The organism is Microcoleus sp. K5-D4 (assembly GCF_036704575.1).
GTDB lineage: Bacteria > Cyanobacteriota > Cyanobacteriia > Cyanobacteriales > Microcoleaceae > Microcoleus.
Genome location: NZ_JAUBSD010000022.1, coordinates 62110 through 79424, shown reverse-complemented (window position 1 = coordinate 79424; position 17315 = coordinate 62110). Strand labels below are relative to the sequence as shown.

12 protein-coding genes are annotated in these 17315 nt (G+C 46.5%); 8 read left to right on the top strand and 4 right to left on the bottom strand.

Features of this window, described 5'->3' with window-relative positions; all coding sequences use genetic code 11:
• Nucleotides 1–109 precede the first annotated feature (109 nt).
• The 8 genes from QUA77_RS09770 to QUA77_RS09735 all read left to right on the top strand — a co-directional run bounded on the left by QUA77_RS09770 (nucleotide 110) and on the right by QUA77_RS09735 (nucleotide 12522).
• The gene (locus tag QUA77_RS09770; protein ID WP_333449999.1) at nucleotides 110–421 is read left to right on the top strand and encodes a hypothetical protein; all 312 of its coding nucleotides are present in this window, start codon (nucleotides 110–112) and stop codon (nucleotides 419–421) included.
• A gap of 188 nt (nucleotides 422–609) precedes the next feature.
• Complete coding sequence (locus tag QUA77_RS09765) at nucleotides 610–1545, top strand: PP2C family protein-serine/threonine phosphatase (RefSeq protein ID WP_333449998.1); 936 nt, start codon at nucleotides 610–612, stop codon at nucleotides 1543–1545.
• 77 nt (nucleotides 1546–1622) lie between these two features.
• Entirely contained in the window at nucleotides 1623–2201 is a 579-nt protein-coding gene (locus QUA77_RS09760) for a DUF6272 family protein (protein ID WP_333037707.1), read from the top strand.
• A 47-nt stretch (nucleotides 2202–2248) separates the two neighbouring features.
• Nucleotides 2249–2593 carry a slr1659 superfamily regulator gene (locus QUA77_RS09755; protein WP_333037814.1) on the top strand — a complete coding sequence of 115 codons (345 nt, stop codon included), beginning with the start codon at nucleotides 2249–2251 and terminating at the stop codon, nucleotides 2591–2593.
• A 70-nt stretch (nucleotides 2594–2663) separates the two neighbouring features.
• Nucleotides 2664–4139 (top strand): adenylate/guanylate cyclase domain-containing protein, encoded by a 1476-nt coding sequence (locus QUA77_RS09750; RefSeq protein ID WP_333449997.1) that lies wholly within the window; start codon nucleotides 2664–2666, stop codon nucleotides 4137–4139.
• Nucleotides 4140–5047: 908 nt separating this feature from the next.
• Nucleotides 5048–9886: a PAS domain S-box protein gene (locus tag QUA77_RS09745; protein ID WP_333449996.1), complete on the top strand. Its 4839-nt coding sequence runs from the start codon at nucleotides 5048–5050 to the stop codon at nucleotides 9884–9886.
• Nucleotides 9887–10051: 165 nt separating this feature from the next.
• Nucleotides 10052–11701 (top strand): ABC transporter substrate-binding protein, encoded by a 1650-nt coding sequence (locus QUA77_RS09740; RefSeq protein ID WP_333449995.1) that lies wholly within the window; start codon nucleotides 10052–10054, stop codon nucleotides 11699–11701.
• Between the two features lie 161 nt (nucleotides 11702–11862).
• Nucleotides 11863–12522, top strand: coding sequence for a pentapeptide repeat-containing protein (locus QUA77_RS09735; protein WP_333037700.1), 660 nt, complete (start codon nucleotides 11863–11865; stop codon nucleotides 12520–12522).
• A 276-nt stretch (nucleotides 12523–12798) separates the two neighbouring features.
• Here QUA77_RS09735 and QUA77_RS09730 read toward each other — a convergent pair whose 3' ends face one another.
• From QUA77_RS09730 to acnB, 4 genes are all read right to left on the bottom strand, one after another.
• The gene (locus QUA77_RS09730) at nucleotides 12799–13179 is read right to left on the bottom strand and encodes a cupin domain-containing protein (protein WP_445242214.1); all 381 of its coding nucleotides are present in this window, start codon (nucleotides 13177–13179) and stop codon (nucleotides 12799–12801) included.
• An 85-nt stretch (nucleotides 13180–13264) separates the two neighbouring features.
• Nucleotides 13265–13720 carry a nucleic acid-binding protein gene (locus tag QUA77_RS09725; RefSeq protein ID WP_333037698.1) on the bottom strand — a complete coding sequence of 152 codons (456 nt, stop codon included), beginning with the start codon at nucleotides 13718–13720 and terminating at the stop codon, nucleotides 13265–13267.
• 9 nt (nucleotides 13721–13729) lie between these two features.
• Entirely contained in the window at nucleotides 13730–14086 is a 357-nt protein-coding gene (locus QUA77_RS09720; RefSeq protein WP_333449994.1) for a hypothetical protein, read from the bottom strand.
• Nucleotides 14087–14245: 159 nt separating this feature from the next.
• Nucleotides 14246–16861, bottom strand: coding sequence for a bifunctional aconitate hydratase 2/2-methylisocitrate dehydratase (acnB, locus tag QUA77_RS09715; protein WP_333449993.1), 2616 nt, complete (start codon nucleotides 16859–16861; stop codon nucleotides 14246–14248).
• Nucleotides 16862–17315 lie beyond the last annotated feature (454 nt).

Here is a 17315-nt window from a genome sequence, read left to right as displayed (position 1 = left end):
CTGGTATTTATAATTATGAACTTTCTTTGAAGACAAATTAGCCATCGCCTGAGACTTTCGCAAGAGGTCTAATCTAATTTGAGACCCCGATCTAGATACTTATTATTTGATGGATGCTACTTTGCTGAAGATTCCAGAAATCTCAAAAATTCTGTCAGAGATTAGGTTTATTTCTCAAATAAACAGCTTGCGTTCCGATGCCACACCTCAAGAAAGAGCGAAACTGATTACTTTGGCAGGCAAATTGAGAGAACTTAATCAGGATTTAGCTATAAACATGGAGGTAGGAATTAGCAATAAGTATCACGGGAATCTGAACCCGAAATTAAGTGAGAATTTGACCAACTTTAACTCGGTAGTAGAACACCTAACTGAGCAACTATATAAACTGATTAATCCCACGGCTTTAGTAGAATATTAGGCCTATCTTGATGGGAGCGATCGAGTGCTGAATTCGAGTTTTTAACTGTGGGATGGATCTCTCAATTAATTAGACTTTCTTCTGCAAAAACGCATTGATAGTTTTGTTGCCAAGAAACGCATAATTTCTATTGTGATGTCAATAACCTTAGCCCTAGTTATTTATTTGTAAGTTTTTACATAAGCGTTATGCAAACTGTATTTGTCCTTGACGAAGCTGTAAAAAAGATGGCAAGCGGCAATCTTGACCACAAAATTATTTTGGATAACAGAGATGAACTCGGGCAAGTTGTGGGGGCGTTTAACCAAATTGCCGATGCCTTAGTTGGTGCAAATCAAAAAATTACTGTTCTCAACAATCGCCTAAAAGCTGAAAATATACGAATGAGCGCAGAACTAGACGTTACTCGCAAGATTCAGCAGATGCTGCTGCCGCAAGACCGAGAGCTCAAGGAAGTTATCGGCTTAGGTATTGCGGGATTTATGGAAGCTGCTGAGAAAGTAGGCCGCGACTATTACGACGTACTGCAGCACAAAGGTAGAGTGAAAATTGGCATTGGCGATGTGACGGGACACGGATTGGAGAGCGGCGTTTTAATGATTATGGTTCAAACGGCTGTGCGAACTTTGCTCGCCTACAACGAAGCCGATCCGGTGAGATTTTTAACTGCTATTAACAGTGTAATTTATGATAACGTGCAGCGGATGAAATCCGATAAAAACGCCAGCCTTGCTTTGCTAGACTATCAGCAAGGAATGCTGAAGTTGAGCGGCCAGCACGAAGAAATGATTGTCGTGCGGTGTAACGGTTCTGTCGAGCGGTTTGATACGATGGATTTGGGTTTCCCGATCGGGCTGGATGCAGATATTGCTGAATTTGTTGCTGAAAAAATTGTGCATTTGCATTCAGGAGATGTGGTAGTGCTGTACACTGACGGGATTACGGAAGCTAAAAATATGGATAAACTGCTTTATGGTTTAGATAAGTTAATTGAGGTAATAGAGATTAATTGGCAGCGTTCGGCTGGCGAAATCAGGCAGGCTGTAATTAAGGACGTGCGATCGCACATCGGCGAACAAAAAGTTTTTGATGACATCACCTTGCTAGGACTCAAACAAAAATAACTCTTTGCATCTCCCTTCTAAAGTTTAAAATATATTCAGTGATCCCCATCATCTCAAACTTTAGCTCTCACATCGATATGAGTCAAATTTTCGGCGATTTCATCGAGCAGCCCGCTAGCCAAGAATACTTAATAATTGGATTTTCTCCCAGTTCGGTTCCTCTCAAGCAGCGGTGGCGGAACAACGGTTTATCGGCGGATTTTCTGGCTGACTACCTGACGACTTTTTTTCCGGGCAACCAAGATGAGCCCTCGACAATTGAAAGACAAGCTGAAATAAAAAGCGCTGTTAGCTACATTGCCAACGAGTTATTGGAAAATGCCATGAAGTTTAATGATCAAACCTCGGAGTACCCGATCGATATTAAACTGCAATTAGAGAGCGACGGAATGATTTTCTCAGTTGCTAATAGCATCTCTCCCCAATCTGTGGACAAGTTTCAGGCTTACATTCACCAGTTGCTGACCTCCGATCCCAGCGAACTTTACATTCAGCGGTTGGAAAAAAATGCTGCTGACGAAAGCTGTACCAATTCTGGATTGGGTTTGTTGACCATGCTCACAGATTATAGCGTCAAACTTGGCTGGAAATTCCAGACCGTACACAAAGACCCGGAAGTAATTGCGGTGACAACTATGGTGCAATTAACAGTATAAGCAACGCTGGCGCTAGATAATATCTAAGGGACTTTTTTTTTGTGGCTATGGAAATTAATACAGAAGATTACCGGATCTGTTACGATCCAGCAACGGCAACCGTGAGTTTTATTGGATCTCTAAGGCTGAGCGGGCCTGCGGAGTACGCGCCGATAGCGCAGTTCCTGACGAAGGTTGGCGACTTGGAACCGACGAAAATTACCCTCAATTTGCAGCAGTTAGAATTTTTGAACAGTTCAGGCATCAATATGCTATCGAAGTTTATTATCGAGATCCGCAAAACAGCCCGGGTGCAAATGGCGGTACAAGGCTCTCAAAGCATAGGTTGGCACGGCAAATCTTTGAGGAATTTCCAGCGCCTGATGCCGGGTTTGCAGTTGGAATTTCTATAGATAGACTATTACTTTTAGGGTGCGAGCTGTTGAGCAATTTTTTGTTAGTCGAGGCGCAAATTCTAGAGTTATGCTGGAAGAACAACCATCTAGAGAACAGCTACTTTTAGAGATAGAAAGATTGCGCCAGCAAGTGGAAGACTTGAAGGAGGAAAAAGCGGATCTGGAAATCTTGCTGGAAACTACTGCTGAACATTCCGATACGGTTGAAACTGAGTTACGCTCTCGCGCATTCGAGGCCGTGCGCGAAGGTGAAATCAAGCTGGCTCAATTTCTAGAAGCAATTCCCATAGGCGTGCTCGTGCTGGATTCTAAAGGCAGACCTTACTACGTAAATCACGCCGGACAGCAGTTACTCGGTCAAGGAGTTTTGCCCTTAAAGGCAGTTGAGGATTTGTCAGAAAGTTATCAAATTTATATTGCGGGAACTGACACTATCTACCCTTTCGAGAATTTGCCTATCGTCCGAGCTTTGAGGGGCGAAAACGCGACGGCTGAAAATCTGGAAATTCATCAACCCGACAAGAAAGTTCCCCTTGAGATTTGGGGAACGCCAATTTTTGACGAGGGTGGCAAAATTGCTTTTGCGATCGCAGTTTTTCAAGATGTCACGGAACGCAAAGAAGCTGAAGCCGATCGCCATTTATTTATTAAGAAACTATTTGACCTCAACCAAAATTTAGAAAAATCCCTGGATGCCGAATCAGACTTAACTGATGCCTACGGTAGATTTGTGCCGCACCAATTTCTAAATTTGTTGGGATATGAAAGTATTATAGATGTCCATTTAGGCGACCAAGTGCAGCAGGAAATGTCGGTGCTATTTTCGGATATTCGCGACTTCACGACGCTTTCAGAAACTATGACTCCCCAAGAAAATTTTAAATTTATCAATGCTTACCTTTCACGAATGGAGCCTGCAATTACTAGCAATAACGGGTTTATTGACAAATACATCGGCGATGCAATTATGGCTTTGTTTAGTGACTTTGCAGATGATGCAGTGAAAGCGGGTATTGCAATGCTAAATATCCTGAAGAATTATAACGAATACCGTCAAGGCGTCGGCTACGTCCCGATTCAAATTGGCATTGGTATCAATTCGGGTTCTTTGATGCTGGGGACAGTCGGGGGTATAAGCCGAATGGACAGCACTGTGATTAGCGATGCTGTTAATTTAGCATCTCGCATTGAAGGATTGACCAAAGATTACGGCGTACCTTTGTTAATTTCTCAGCAGACTTTGGAACGGTTGCGAAATCCGACAGATTATGCTATTAGGATTGTGGATAAAGTACAGGTAAAAGGAAAATCTCAATATGTCGTAGTCTATGAGGTATTTGATGCAGACCCGCCGGAAAGTTTGTCGGCAAAGCTAGCAAATTTGTCTCTATATAATGAAGCTATGTTACTGTGCGATCGCAAGGACTTCCGAGAAGCTGGAAAATTATTTGAAGAATGTTTGCGAACAAATCCCAGCGATCATGTAGCTCGCATTTACCTGAAACGCTGTCGGGATTGGCGATCGCTCCTTAAAGGAATTTAAAGCAAGTTAGTCGATTTTAGATTTTAGATTTTAGATTTTAGATTTACTCCACAGATGAATCGGGGATATTGAACAAGAGTCTAAAATTTTGAGCTGCTTACGACTTCGGTCAGAAAACCAGTATCCGTTGTTGGGATGATTCATGACTCATGACTCATTTTAAATCCGCTTACATCTGACATTTTGCACCATTCTTGCTTAACAGGCCCCAACTACCTGTTCCACAAAAAGCTAAGCTAATGCGCCTTTAAATTGCATGGTCAAATAAACTTTCACTCTTGTGGGGTGAGAACGAAAGACCGCCCTCAACACAAAATTTAAATGCACAACAGCTTACGTCACAAAGTAATCCAAGCCCGGAGAGCTTTCTGGGATGAAGAAAACAGAGGCCTGTCCCGTGTTTAAAATCCTCCACATCATCAACAATCGAGCTTTTAGGCACAACCCAGAGACTTTCAAGAAAAGCCGAATTATCCCTGGTACGACACTGGGTTTTAAAATGAAGCGTTTATATTTTCAAGGCACTACAACTAAAATATATCTTGAGAGTGGTGACTGACTCCTAAAATCTGTAAAAGGTGTAAAATATAAATAGCTTTATACTTGTTACTTCTGAGGGTTCTCAAAATAGAACGGCTTAGGGCGGAAAAACCAGCGATCGGTAATTTGGTGCGAGAACGGCGGCCAGCGCTGAACCTGTCTCAGAAAAAGTTGGCGAATGAATTAGGGATGACCTTACCCCGATTAATCGTTTAATCGTTGCGAAAATGGACACGCTACAACTTCTCGCTTGCCACTCAAGCAAATTGAGATATTGCTGGATGAGTTAGGTAATTCGTCAGATGCAACGCTTCGCGAATGCAGTAAGGCGCTGCGAGCAAGATATTTTCGGATAAGGAGTACAAAGGGTGAGTGTAGAGGGAATCAACAGCATTTTCAGAAATATTCGACTACTTCCCTATGGTGTGGCGACCCTCTCCGTGGCTCTGGCACTGGCGCTAACCCGATCGCTTTTACCGTGGCTCTACCCAACCACGACGCCCCTGTTTTTCATCGCGGTGATGGTGAGTGCCTGGTATGGCAGTTTAGGGCCTGGGTTTCTGGCAACAATTTTATCCACACTGGCAATCAACTATTTTTTTATTGAGCCGTTCTATTCCTTAAAGATCGCTAATGTAGAGACAATTGTTCGGCTGGGTATATTTTCGATCGTCGTAGGATTGAGCGCTTCACTCAATCTATCGTGGCGCAAGGCTCTAAAAAATGCGAAAGCAGCCTTGCAAACTTTACAGGAGGTAAGGTCGCTAGAACAAAAAGCCCAGCTTCAGGGCCAAATAGCACAAACTGCGGCGACTGCGGCAAAAGAACAGCTAGAAACGGTACTTTCTAGCATCAACGATGGGTTTTACATCGTCGATCGCGATTGGCGCTACACCTATGCCAACGATCGCTACTGTGAAATGGTTGGAATGTCCCGGTCAGCGCTTCTGGGTCAGAACGTTTGGGAGCTATTTCCCGCTGCCGTTGACACCGATGCTTATGTGCAGTTTCATCGGGCAATGCACGAACAAAGGCCGCTCCAGTTTGATTATCTCTACTCACCTTGGAACGGTTGGTATGACTACCGAATTTACCCTTCGCCCCGTGGACTTACCGTTTTGCTTGCTGACATTACCGATCGCAAACAGGCCGAACTCCTGCTAATCGAGCAGAAACGACTGCTGGAGTCGATCGCATTCGGACAGCCACTAGACGACTGTCTGGCAGCCGTGTGTGAGTCAGTATCCAGGCTGAATCCGGGTACCCGCGCGGGCTTTCTGCTAGCAGATGCTCAGGGGCTGACGTTTAACAGATCCATTACTCCAGACTTTCCAGCGTCTTTTGGTGAAGGACTCCAAGATGCTCCGATTAACGATTTGTGCATTGGAACCTGTGGCGAAGCAGTGTATAGCGGCCAGCCCGTGACCTGCGCCGACATTGCTAACGACGATCGCTGGTCGCAAGCATGGCGAAATTTATGCGTGGCTCATGGCATTCTAGCCTGTCATTCTCAGCCCGTGTTCAGGCACGACCATCTAGCTCTGGGGTCGCTGATGCTTTGCTTTAGCGAGGCGCGGAGGCCGACGGATTGGGAACATAAACTCGCCGAGTTCGGCACCCAAGTTGCCAGCATCGCCTTCGATCGCGATCGATCGTTCCAGGCGTTGCGCGAGAGCGAAGAACAGCTTCGATTGGCTTGCGAAGGCGGCAATTTTGGTTTGTGGTATTGGGATATAGAAACAGACACGCTGAGTTTTACGGATAGAGCCAAAGCGATGTTTGGTTTACCTGTCAATACAGCAATGTCGATGCAGGTGTTTTTAGAAGCCGTGCATCCCGACGATCGCCCATTCCTTCACACCGTCCTCAGTGAGTTAAAAGCGAATCAACCGCATACTGAAATAGAGTATCGGACGCTGTGGGCAGATGGCACCGTTCGTTGGATTTTGGCAAAGGGCGATTGCGCCTACAACGCTGAGGGCATGATAATTTCGACGCGGGGCGTATTAATCGACATCAGCGATCGCAAACAAGCCGAAGAAGCGTTGCGTCAAAGCGAAGAGCAGAGTCGGAACATTCTGGAAAGCATTGATGATGGATTCTTTTCCCTGGATGAGAATTGGCGTTTCACATACCTGAATCGGTCAGCGGAAATTCTGCTAGACCGCACTTCGGGCGATCTGATGCGGAAGAATTTGTGGGAAGAATTTCCAGGACTCAAGGGCAGCGAGTTTGAGCGGGTTTATCGGCGCGTGGCCAACGAGCGCGCGGCTTTATCAGTCACGGCGTTTTATCCCGACCACGATCGGTGGTATGACGTTCGCACCTACCCTGCCGCGAACGGGATTACCATTTATTTCCGAAATGTCACCGATGGAAAACTTGCCGAGGAGGTATTGCAACAACGAGAAGCAGAACTTCGTTTAGTTACCAATGCCGTGCCTGCCTTGATCACCTTTGTAGACTCAGACCAATACTACCGCTTCAACAATCGAGCATATGAAGAATGGTTTGGACATCCGGCAGCGCAAATCTATGGCAAGCACCTTCAAGAGGTTTTAGGTGAAACTGGGTATGAAGGGGTTCGTCCTTATGTTGAGCAAGTCTTGGCAGGACAGGAAGTGACCTTTGAAACCCAAATTCCCTACAAAGATGGTGTCACCCGTTATGTCAATGCGACTTATGTTCCCCGCTTCAATAGCCAGGGAAAAGTTGAAGGGTTTGTAGCACTGGTCAACGATATCACCGATCGCAAACAAGCCGAAGCCACACTACGGGAGAGTGAGGAACGGTTCCGGCTGATGGCAGATGCCGCCCCTGTGCTGATTTGGATGTCGGGCACCGATAAACTCTGTTATTACTTCAACCTCCCGTGGCTAAACTTTACCGGACGGACGATCGAGCAAGAAAGGGGCAATGGTTGGGCAGAAGGAGTCCACCCCGACGACTTTGAGCGCTGTTTAGACACCTATGTGACTGCCTTTGATGCCCGTCAACCGTTCAAGATGGACTATCGCTTGAAACGCTGTGATGGCATATACCGTTGGGTTATGGATGAAGCTATTCCTCGCTACGGATTGGAAGGTGAGTTCTTGGGCTACATCGGCTCTTGTGTTGATATTGAAGACCACAAACAAGCTGAGGAAGCCCTGCGCGAGAGTGAATCCCGCCTCCGTCTGATCTTTGAAAGCGCCAAAGATTATGCCATCTTCACCATCGACCTTAACGGCATCATTGCCAGTTGGAACTCAGGGGCACAACGGCTGTTGGGCTATACCGAGACAGAAGCTATTGGTTGCCCCAGTCGGATGATCTTCACGCCCGAAGATAACGAACAAGGACAACCCGAGTACGAGAGGCAAACGGCTCTACTGCAAGGACGGGCAGAAGACGAACGCTGGCACGTCCGCAAAGATGGGAATCGCTTTTGGGCGAGTGGATTGATGATGCCCCTGCTTAACGAAGCGGATTCTCCGCAGGGATTTGTCAAAATCATGCAGGACAAGACCGCACAACGGCAAGCAAGTGAGCGACTGCAATTGCTGTATGAAACTACCCGCGATCTGATGCAGACAGAAAAGCCTCTGGCTTTGATGGACACGCTATTCCGCAAACTTGCTGTGCAACTCGATCTGCACTCTTACTACAATTTCATGGTGGAAGAAAAAGACAACCGCCGGATGCTGCATTTGAGAAACTATGATGGCATCTCTGAAGAAAGGGCGCAGGCGATCGCCTGGATCGAATTAGGTGAATATCTCTGTGGACTGGTCGCCCAAACGCAGCAGCAACTTGTCTTGAATCAAGCCGAACTCTCCACTCATCCGAATGCTAAAGCCGTCTCTGAACTGGGCATGACGGCTTACGTGGGTCAACCGTTAATCGCTCAAGGGCAGTTATTAGGAACGCTCTCATTTGCCAGTCGGACTCGGACACACTTTACGCCTGCAGAAATCGATATGCTGGGATCGACCTGTGACCAGATCGCGATCGCTTTGGAACGGGCAAACCTGAACGATTCACTCCAGCAGCAAGCGGAACAGCTAAGACAGGCAAATCGGATCAAGGATGAGTTTTTAGCGGTTCTATCCCATGAATTGCGATCGCCCCTCAATCCCATCCTGGGCTGGTCAAAGCTGCTGCAAACTGGCAAGCTAGATGCGGCAAAAACTGCACAGGCGTTAGCGACTATCGAACGCAACGCCAAGCTGCAAGCTGAATTGATTGAAGATTTGCTTGATGTCTCGAAAATTCTCCAAGGCAAGCTCAGTCTTAATATTCGTCCAGTCGATTTAGCTTTAACCGTGGAATCGGCGATCGAAACTGTCAATTTGGCTGCTGTTGCCAAATCCATTGATATTCGGACTGTGTTAGATCCTCAGATCGGACAAATTTTGGGGGATTCGGGCCGTTTGCAGCAAGTAGTCTGGAATCTTGTTTCCAATGCGGTCAAATTCACTTCAGCCGGGGGGCGCGTTGAGGTGAATTTGACTCGTGTTGGCAATCACGCTCAAATTAAGGTGGCGGATACAGGGATAGGCATCGCACCGGAGTTTTTACCCTACGTGTTTGACTACTTCCGGCAAAAAGATGGCGCTACAACCCGCAAGTTTGGGGGCTTGGGATTGGGGCTGGCGATCGTGCGCCATCTAGTGGAACTCCACGGCGGCACCGTTGCCGCAGATAGCCCGGGTGAAGGGCTAGGAGCTACCTTTACTGTAAGACTCCCCCTATCAGGGAAGGTAAGACAAGAAAAGTCTCTTGCAGGACTTTCGGAACGATCGACTGCGGATGAACCGTTATCTGGGATGCGGATACTGGTTGTAGATGATGAGCCGGATATGCGAGAGTTGATTTCCTTTTTGCTAGAAGATGCAGGTGCAGAGGTACTGACTCTTGCTGTCCCTCAAGAAGTCCTCACAGCGTTGACTAATTTCCAGCCCGATGTCCTGTTGAGCGACATTGGAATGCCGGGGATGGATGGCTATATGCTGTTGCGGCAAGTGCGAGTCCTGCCGCCAGAACGGGGTGGGCTGATTCCCGCGATCGCCCTGACTGCCTATGCGGGCGAGTTTAATCAACAGCAGGCTTTGCAAGCTGGATTTCACCGACATCTGGCAAAGCCGATCGAACCGGATCAATTAATTAAGACGATCGCGGCACTTCTTAGCAAGAACGCTCATGACCCCGCAATCTATAAAGATTGACCCGAAGGATCTCAAACCGAGCGGACATCACCAAGCTTTTAAGTTGCTCTGGTTAGGCAGCGATATTTGTATTACAGGAGAATCTATCAATAAATCCGGTTTCTAGTCTAACAGTGCGTAAGTCCTGATAATATAATCAATAATTTGGAGTGTCAAAAAAAGACGATGGGAATTAACAAGCACCAGCCTAGAATACATATAAAACCTTCAGTGATTAAAGCGATAGCTCTGTTCTTTCTGTGCTGCTTGTTAACGGCAAGTTGCGGGCAGGGATCACGTCGATCGGTGAATGCGAGCGGCGAAAATGCTAATAACCGCATTACTATTGGCACAACCTTGAAATTGCGGACGATCGACCCTGCGGACGGTTACGAAACATTATCAGGACAATTGCTGCGAAATTTGGGCGACACTCTCTACACCTACGAGTCTGGAACTACAAAGTTAATCCCCCACTTAGCGACAGCAATGCCAAAAGTTAGCCAAGACGGATTGACATATACAATCCCCTTGCGTCAAGGCGTTATTTTTCACGATGACACACCGTTTAACGCCGCAGCAATGGAATTTTCCTTGCAGCGGTTTATCCAAAATGGTGGCAGTCCGGCTATGTTGTTGAGCGATGCAGTAGAATCGGTGAAAGCCACGGGCGAATATGAATTAACTTTTCAACTCAAAAAGCCTTTTTCTGCTTTTCCTTCCCTGTTGACATTTTCCGGTATGTGTGCAGTTTCTCCGAAAGCATACGAGATTGGACAGGGTAAATTTAAACCCGATTCGTTTGTGGGAACTGGACGTTACAAGCTGGCGAAGTACGGCAGCGATTCTCTCAAGTTTGACGTGTTTGAAAAGTATTGGGGGGAAAAGCCTGTTAATCAAGGAATTGACATTTTGCTGCTTTCTAGTTCGTCAAATTTGTTCAATACTTTTCAGACTGGTGCCGTTGATGTGGCTTATTTGTCTCTGGATGCAGACCAAGTTCAAAGCTTGGACGAGGGAGCAAAAAAAGGGAAATGGCAGGAAATCGCGGGGGAAAGCAGTACGGTTAATTACATAACGCTGAATACCAAGTCTAAACCGCTGGACAAGTTAGAAGTCAGACAGGCTATCGCAGCAGTGATGGATCGCCCGGTGATTAACGAGCGCGTACTGCGGGGACAAGCACAACCGCTTTACAGTCTGATTCCCACAAACTTCGACGTTCAAAAACCGGTTTTTAAAGAACTCTACGGTGATGCCAACACGACAAAGGCTAAGGAACTTTTAACGAAAGCGGGATACTCTGCCACAAATCCTTTCGTTCTGCCAATTTGGTATGCTTCATCTTCCACAAAACGAGCTTTAGTGGTGAGCATGATGGAGGCGCAAGCTAAACTCAAAATGGACGGGATAATGAAGGTAGAAATTAACAGCGTGGAATCTCCGACTTTGTTTCAAAACATCGAGAAGGGAATTTATCCTGCGGTTTTAGTGGATTGGTCCGCCGACTTTTTTGACGCTGACAATTACATCCACCCGTTTTTAGATTGTGCGACAGGTTCCGAGGCTGAGGGCTGCTCCAAGGGTCAAAGTCAAGGTCAGGGTTCGTTTTATTATAGCGATCAGGTAAATCAACTGATCGACAAGCAGCGCAAAGAAACAAACCCTGAAACCCGCAAAGCCATATTTGCCGAAATTCAAGACATACTGGGTAAAGATGTACCTTTCATCCCTCTTTGGCAGGATAAGGACTATACTTTTGCTCAGAACAGCATCACCGGCGTCCGTCTAGAACCGACGCAATCTTTTCCTTTTTGGTTCCTGAAAAAGCAATAATTCGTTACAATAATAGAGGGGAGTTGAAACGTCAATAATTATTGCATATTTTGTACACAATAGGGTGATGATTGTCACAGTTTATCAAAGAGACTGATCACCCTAACCTATTTAATAATGTGGGATATTATTAAAAGAGAGATATTGCTGAGGGTGGGTATATGAAACTTGGGATTTTAACAACAACAGGGCTGGTAATTGCGATGGGCTTAGCCTCGGGAGTAAAGGCAGAAAACGTATCCCACGTCAAGCAATTATTAGAAACTAAAAAATGTAACCAATGCGACTTGACAGGAGCACAACTTGCTGGTATGAATCTGAGCGGGGCAGATTTGAGCGGTGCGAATCTCAGAGGTGCAAATTTGAACGGTGCAAATTTGGACGAAGCCAAACTGAATGAAGCAAATCTGAAACAAGCTAAATTGCAAGGTGCGAGTTTAATTGGGGCTAAAATGCACGGGGCTAATTTGGAGGGTGCTGATCTGAGCCGCGCTAATCTGAGTTTGGCGGGTTTAGTGATTGCAAGTTTGAAAAATACCAACCTCACCAGCGCTAATTTAATCGGCGCTAATTTAGAAAGCGCCAATTTGGCGGGTGCAAACCTGAGAAATGCTCGCCAGTCTGTAGCGAATTTAGCTAATATCAGCCTCAGAGGTGGCAGTTTGTCGGGAATAGACGTACAGGGAGTCAACTTGCGGGATGCAAATTTGACCAATGCAAATTTGAACGGTGCAAATTTGAACGGTTCAGACTTGACAGGTGCTAATTTAAAGAATGCCAATATGGCAAATGTAGATTTAGAAAACGCTTCTTTGCCGTAGGACGATCGCCAATTGCTATATCAAATGCTGGTGCTTAACAAACTTAATATAATAAGGTAGGGGCAATTCTGAAATTGCCCCTATAGTTTTAATTGTATGATTTATCTTGTTCCAGGTCGCTGCGTAGGTCAATCGATTTTAGATTTTAGATTAAAGAATTGAAGCATTGACCCCACGGATAAATTCGGGGGCTTGTATCCTGGATGCTTCCGGTCATTGTTCGGTGTGCGAAGCTTTTCCCTGGCGTCTGCGATTGCTTCATATTTCGATCTAGGCTCAATCTTCCTCGTTAGCATCTTTGGCGAAGCGGATAATGTCATCATCGCCGAGGTATTCACCATTTTGGATTTCAATCATCACCAGAGGAATAACGCCTGGATTTTCTACGCGGTGAGCAGTATTCATGGGAACGTAGGTTGACTGTTTCTGCATGAGAATCGTCTCTTTGTCGTCGCAGATAACTTTAGCGGTACCGGAGACAACAACCCAGTGCTCGCTGCGGTGATAGTGCATTTGGGTGCTGATGTGATGCCCCGGCTTGACTTCAATGCGATTGATCTTATAACGATCGCCCGCGTCTATGACTGTAACTTGACCCCAATAGCGGGTTTGTGTGCGATCGTCAATTTTTTCGATTGTGTCCACTGTTTCCACCATCCTGTTTATCTCGCCAACGGTGTTTGCAAAAATAGCTGTAGTTCAAAGTATAACAGGGATAGGGTAAGTGCGATCGATTTAAACATTACTCAATTAGTCGCCACTGGCGAGCATCAACAAATTGCGACAAATGCCCCACATTTGTTGTAGCAATTACCACCTCATCGCCTTCACTTGCCTCCAATATTGCTTGCGCCGCCAAAATCACATCCCCGTCAAGTGCATTAGGTTCGGCTGTTGGTCTTCCTCTCCTTCTCGAATCAGCCCACAACTGAGCTGCTAAAAGCATTACCTCTGTAGTCAAATGACGGTAGGGAAGTTGCGATTTAAGTTCATCAAGTCGTCTAATGCCGGCCGCCTTACCTGCACGAATTAATTCGCGCCTCACCTCATAGTCAGCAATTTCAGGGAGTATTACAATGTAACCTTTCAGTGGCAAAGATTGCAGCCAAAGTTTACCCTCTTGATATAAAGGAGATGTGGCTTTGGGATTGGTAACAATTCCTAACCGCCCAGAATCTAAGAACACTATTCGGCTCATGGAATGATCTTATATATGCACGGAATTTTCTTCTAGTGCCTTGCGGAGAACTTCAGCGGTTTCTGTTTGCTCCTGTTCATCTCCATCGTCAACCCAAGACTGTAGCAATTTGCTGAGAGCTTCGTGCTGCTGTAGGGAATCGATGGTCTTAATTTCGTCTGTAGCTTTTATCGAAGTATCCGGGGTTCCTGGCTTCATTTCTACTGTTTCGCGAAATAGCCGAATCATCTGAAGTAAGTTTGGCCAATATTCTCTCGGAGTTTGCTGAATCTCCCGCAAAAAATCTACAATTTCTTCGCCTATGCGAGTTTCTGGCGCTGAAGTTGCTGTCGCTTGGCTTTCCCTGATTAAAGCTTGGTCAGGCATAATCACTTTTCTCCTTTCTCAGATTTATATGAAGTTCAATTGATTTACGAAAAAGGGAGGGGGGCGGGTCGATCAATATCCTGGACGTGAATTAGAGATGCAGGCGTGAACCCCTACTCCTATTATAAACAAAGGGCGGGCCATAGCCCGCCGCACTTTTTACTTGCTCAACACACCATCTGGAATTCCCAAAATATCCTCAATTCGAGGCATATCTTCCAAAGCAATCACTCTGCCTTCATCCTCAAAACCTGCAATTTGATCGAAATTCAAATACCGATACAAATCCCCAGCAAAAGGATCGATTCTCTTCGACACAATGTCATTGTATTCTTGGACTGTAGGAATGCGACCTAACAGCGAACAAACCGCAGCCAATTCCGCCGAACCGAGATAAACTTGTGCATCTTTGCCCATGCGGTTGTTAAAGTTGCGAGTAGAAGTGGAAAACACCGTTGTCGCATCTTTAACCCGCGCTTGATTGCCCATACAAAGACTGCAACCGGGCATTTCTGTACGCGCTCCAGCGGCTCCAAAAATGCTGTAATAACCTTCTTCTTTGAGTTGTTGTTCGTCCATGCGAGTTGGGGGACAAATCCACAGGCGAGTTTTCACTTCCCCGGCACCTTCCAACACCTTCGCTGTGGCGCGGTAGTGACCGATATTTGTCATGCAGGAACCGACAAATACTTCGTCAACCCGATCGCCCGCAACCTCACTCAACAACTTAACATTATCCGGGTCATTGGGAGCAGCCACAATGGGTTCTGTAATGTCGTTTAAATCTATTTCGATGATTTCAACGTATTCCGCATCAGCATCCGCCTCCATCAGCACCGGATTTGCCAGCCATTCCTCCATTTTAGCCACCCGGCGCATCATCGTCCGCGCATCTTGATAGCCCCGCGCCACCATGTTTTTGAGCAGCGCGACATTGGAGCGAATGTACTCGGAAACAGTCTCTACGCTCAATTTAATCGTGCATCCAGCGCAAGAACGCTCTGCCGACGCATCGGTCAATTCAAAAGCCTGCTCGACCTTCAAATCGGGCAAACCTTCAATCTCCATAATCCGCCCAGAAAAGACGTTCTTTTTATTCTGTTTCGCGACGGTTAGCAAACCTTTTTGAATTGCTACATAGGGAATTGCATTCACAACATCCCTGAGCGTTACTCCCGGCCGCAATTCACCTTTAAACCGCACTAATACCGATTCCGGCATATCCAAAGGCATGACGCCCAAGGCAGCAGCAAATGCCACCAGTCCCGAACCAGCAGGAAAGGAAATTCCCAAAGGAAAACGAGTGTGAGAATCTCCGCCAGTTCCCACTGTATCCGGCAATAACATTCGATTCAGCCAGGAGTGAATAATGCCGTCTCCCGGCCGCAAAGCTATGCCGCCCCGCTGTGACATGAAATCGGGTAATTCATGGTGAGTTTTGACATCCACTGGCTTCGGATAAGCGGCGGTGTGGCAGAAACTTTGAATTACCAAATCGGCGCTAAATCCCAAACAAGCAAGTTCTTTCAATTCGTCCCGAGTCATTGGCCCGGTGGTATCTTGCGAGCCGACTGTTGTCATTACTGGTTCGCAAGATGTACCGGGACGAACGCCTGACAAACCGCAAGCTTTGCCTACCATTTTCTGTGCTAAAGTGAAGCCTTTTCCCGTATCTACTGGGATTGTGGGACGGGTAAAAATAGTGCTGGGTTCTAATCCTAAAGCTGCGCGAGTTTTGTCGGTTAAAGTGCGTCCAATTAATAGCGGAATTCGGCCACCGGCGCGAACTTCGTCTAGAATGGTATCGGGTTTGAGGGTGAAGGTGGAGATGATTTCTCCGGCTTCATTGGTGATTTCGCCTTTGTAGGGATGGATGGTAATTACCATTCCTGTTTCCATTTTGGAGACATCACATTCGATCGGCAATGCGCCGGAATCTTCAGCGGTATTGAAGAAAATCGGGGCGATCGCACTTCCTAAAATATAACCGCCACTGCGCTTGTTCGGCACAAACGGAATATCATTGCCAATGTGCCAGAGCACGGAATTAATCGCCGATTTTCGTGACGAACCGGTACCGACAACATCACCAACATAGGCTACGGGATGACCTTTTTGCTTCAAGTCTGCAATGGTTTGCAAAGCTCCTGGCATCTTACTTTCCAGCATCGCCAAAGCGTGTAGGGGAATGTCCGGCCGCGTGGTAGCATGAGGTGCAGGCGATAAGTCGTCAGTATTGGTTTCTCCAGGAACTTTGAAGACTGTAACGGTAATCGCTTCTGGCAAGACAGGACGACCTGTAAACCACTCGGCATCCGCCCAAGAATCGACTACCTGTTTGGCGTAGGGATTGGTATCAGACAAAGCTATAACGTCGTGGAAAGCGTCGAATACTAACAACGTTTTGCTCAGTGCCCGGGCGGCGGTGGCGGGAATGGCGATTTCGGCAGTAGGATTGAGCAAATCGATTAAAGATTGGACGTTGTAACCGCCCATCATTGTCCCCAGCAGGTAAACTGCCCATTTGGGAGCAATTAAGGGGCTGTGGATTTCGCCTTTAGCAATGCCAGTTAAAAAACCAGCTTTGACGTAGGCGGCGCTGTCTACTCCTGGCGGGACGCGATCGCGCAATAATTCTATTAAGGTCTCTTCTTCTCCAGCCGGCGGATTTTTCAGCAGTTCACACAGTTCCGACGTTTGCTGGGCGTCTAGCGGCAGGGGTGGAATTCCCTCATGGGCCCGTTCGGCAGCGGTACGGCGGTAAGATTCAAGCATTTCTCCTCTCTCCTCGGATAGTATTCGGTGGTTGTTTGTAGGTGACTTTACTTTTTAGATTAGGAGCTTCCGCTGCACATTGGGTAAAGTACCTCGCCATACATCAAAACTTAACGCAACTTTAAAAACAGTAGATTTTCATACCAAAGACAGATGTGGTCTTTAACGGGAGAGCAGCGTATCAAACTTCAGCCGAGCAGTTTAGGGGCCTTCAGTTGCATAGTTCTGGTTAAGATTAATGTGTTGTGGGCTACTGTAGATCCTCCTCTGCATCTGAAATCGTCATTTACCAATAATCTGGACTGTTTTTAGTTCGTAGTTTGAAACCCTTGATTTTCCGTTGGTAGCTCGATTGGCGAATCGCCTTGAAACTTTTATTCTACGATTGCTAATTAAAAACCGTCCGCAGTATTGATTGACCACAAGTTTAAAAAAGTTGTCCTGCTAATGGATC

Bases quoted from the DNA above. Each gene is read 5' to 3' on its own strand.
- QUA77_RS09770 (WP_333449999.1), top strand. From the start codon at position 110: ATGGATGCTACTTTGCTGAAGATTCCAGAAATCTCAAAAATTCTGTCA.
- QUA77_RS09765 (WP_333449998.1), top strand. From the start codon at position 610: ATGCAAACTGTATTTGTCCTTGACGAAGCTGTAAAAAAGATGGCAAGC.
- QUA77_RS09760 (WP_333037707.1), top strand. From the start codon at position 1,623: ATGAGTCAAATTTTCGGCGATTTCATCGAGCAGCCCGCTAGCCAAGAA.
- QUA77_RS09755 (WP_333037814.1), top strand. From the start codon at position 2,249: ATGGAAATTAATACAGAAGATTACCGGATCTGTTACGATCCAGCAACG.
- QUA77_RS09750 (WP_333449997.1), top strand. From the start codon at position 2,664: ATGCTGGAAGAACAACCATCTAGAGAACAGCTACTTTTAGAGATAGAA.
- QUA77_RS09740 (WP_333449995.1), top strand. From the start codon at position 10,052: ATGGGAATTAACAAGCACCAGCCTAGAATACATATAAAACCTTCAGTG.
- QUA77_RS09735 (WP_333037700.1), top strand. From the start codon at position 11,863: ATGAAACTTGGGATTTTAACAACAACAGGGCTGGTAATTGCGATGGGC.
- QUA77_RS09730 (WP_445242214.1), bottom strand. From the start codon at position 13,179: ATGGTGGAAACAGTGGACACAATCGAAAAAATTGACGATCGCACACAA.
- QUA77_RS09725 (WP_333037698.1), bottom strand. From the start codon at position 13,720: ATGAGCCGAATAGTGTTCTTAGATTCTGGGCGGTTAGGAATTGTTACC.
- QUA77_RS09720 (WP_333449994.1), bottom strand. From the start codon at position 14,086: ATGCCTGACCAAGCTTTAATCAGGGAAAGCCAAGCGACAGCAACTTCA.
- acnB (WP_333449993.1), bottom strand. From the start codon at position 16,861: ATGCTTGAATCTTACCGCCGTACCGCTGCCGAACGGGCCCATGAGGGA.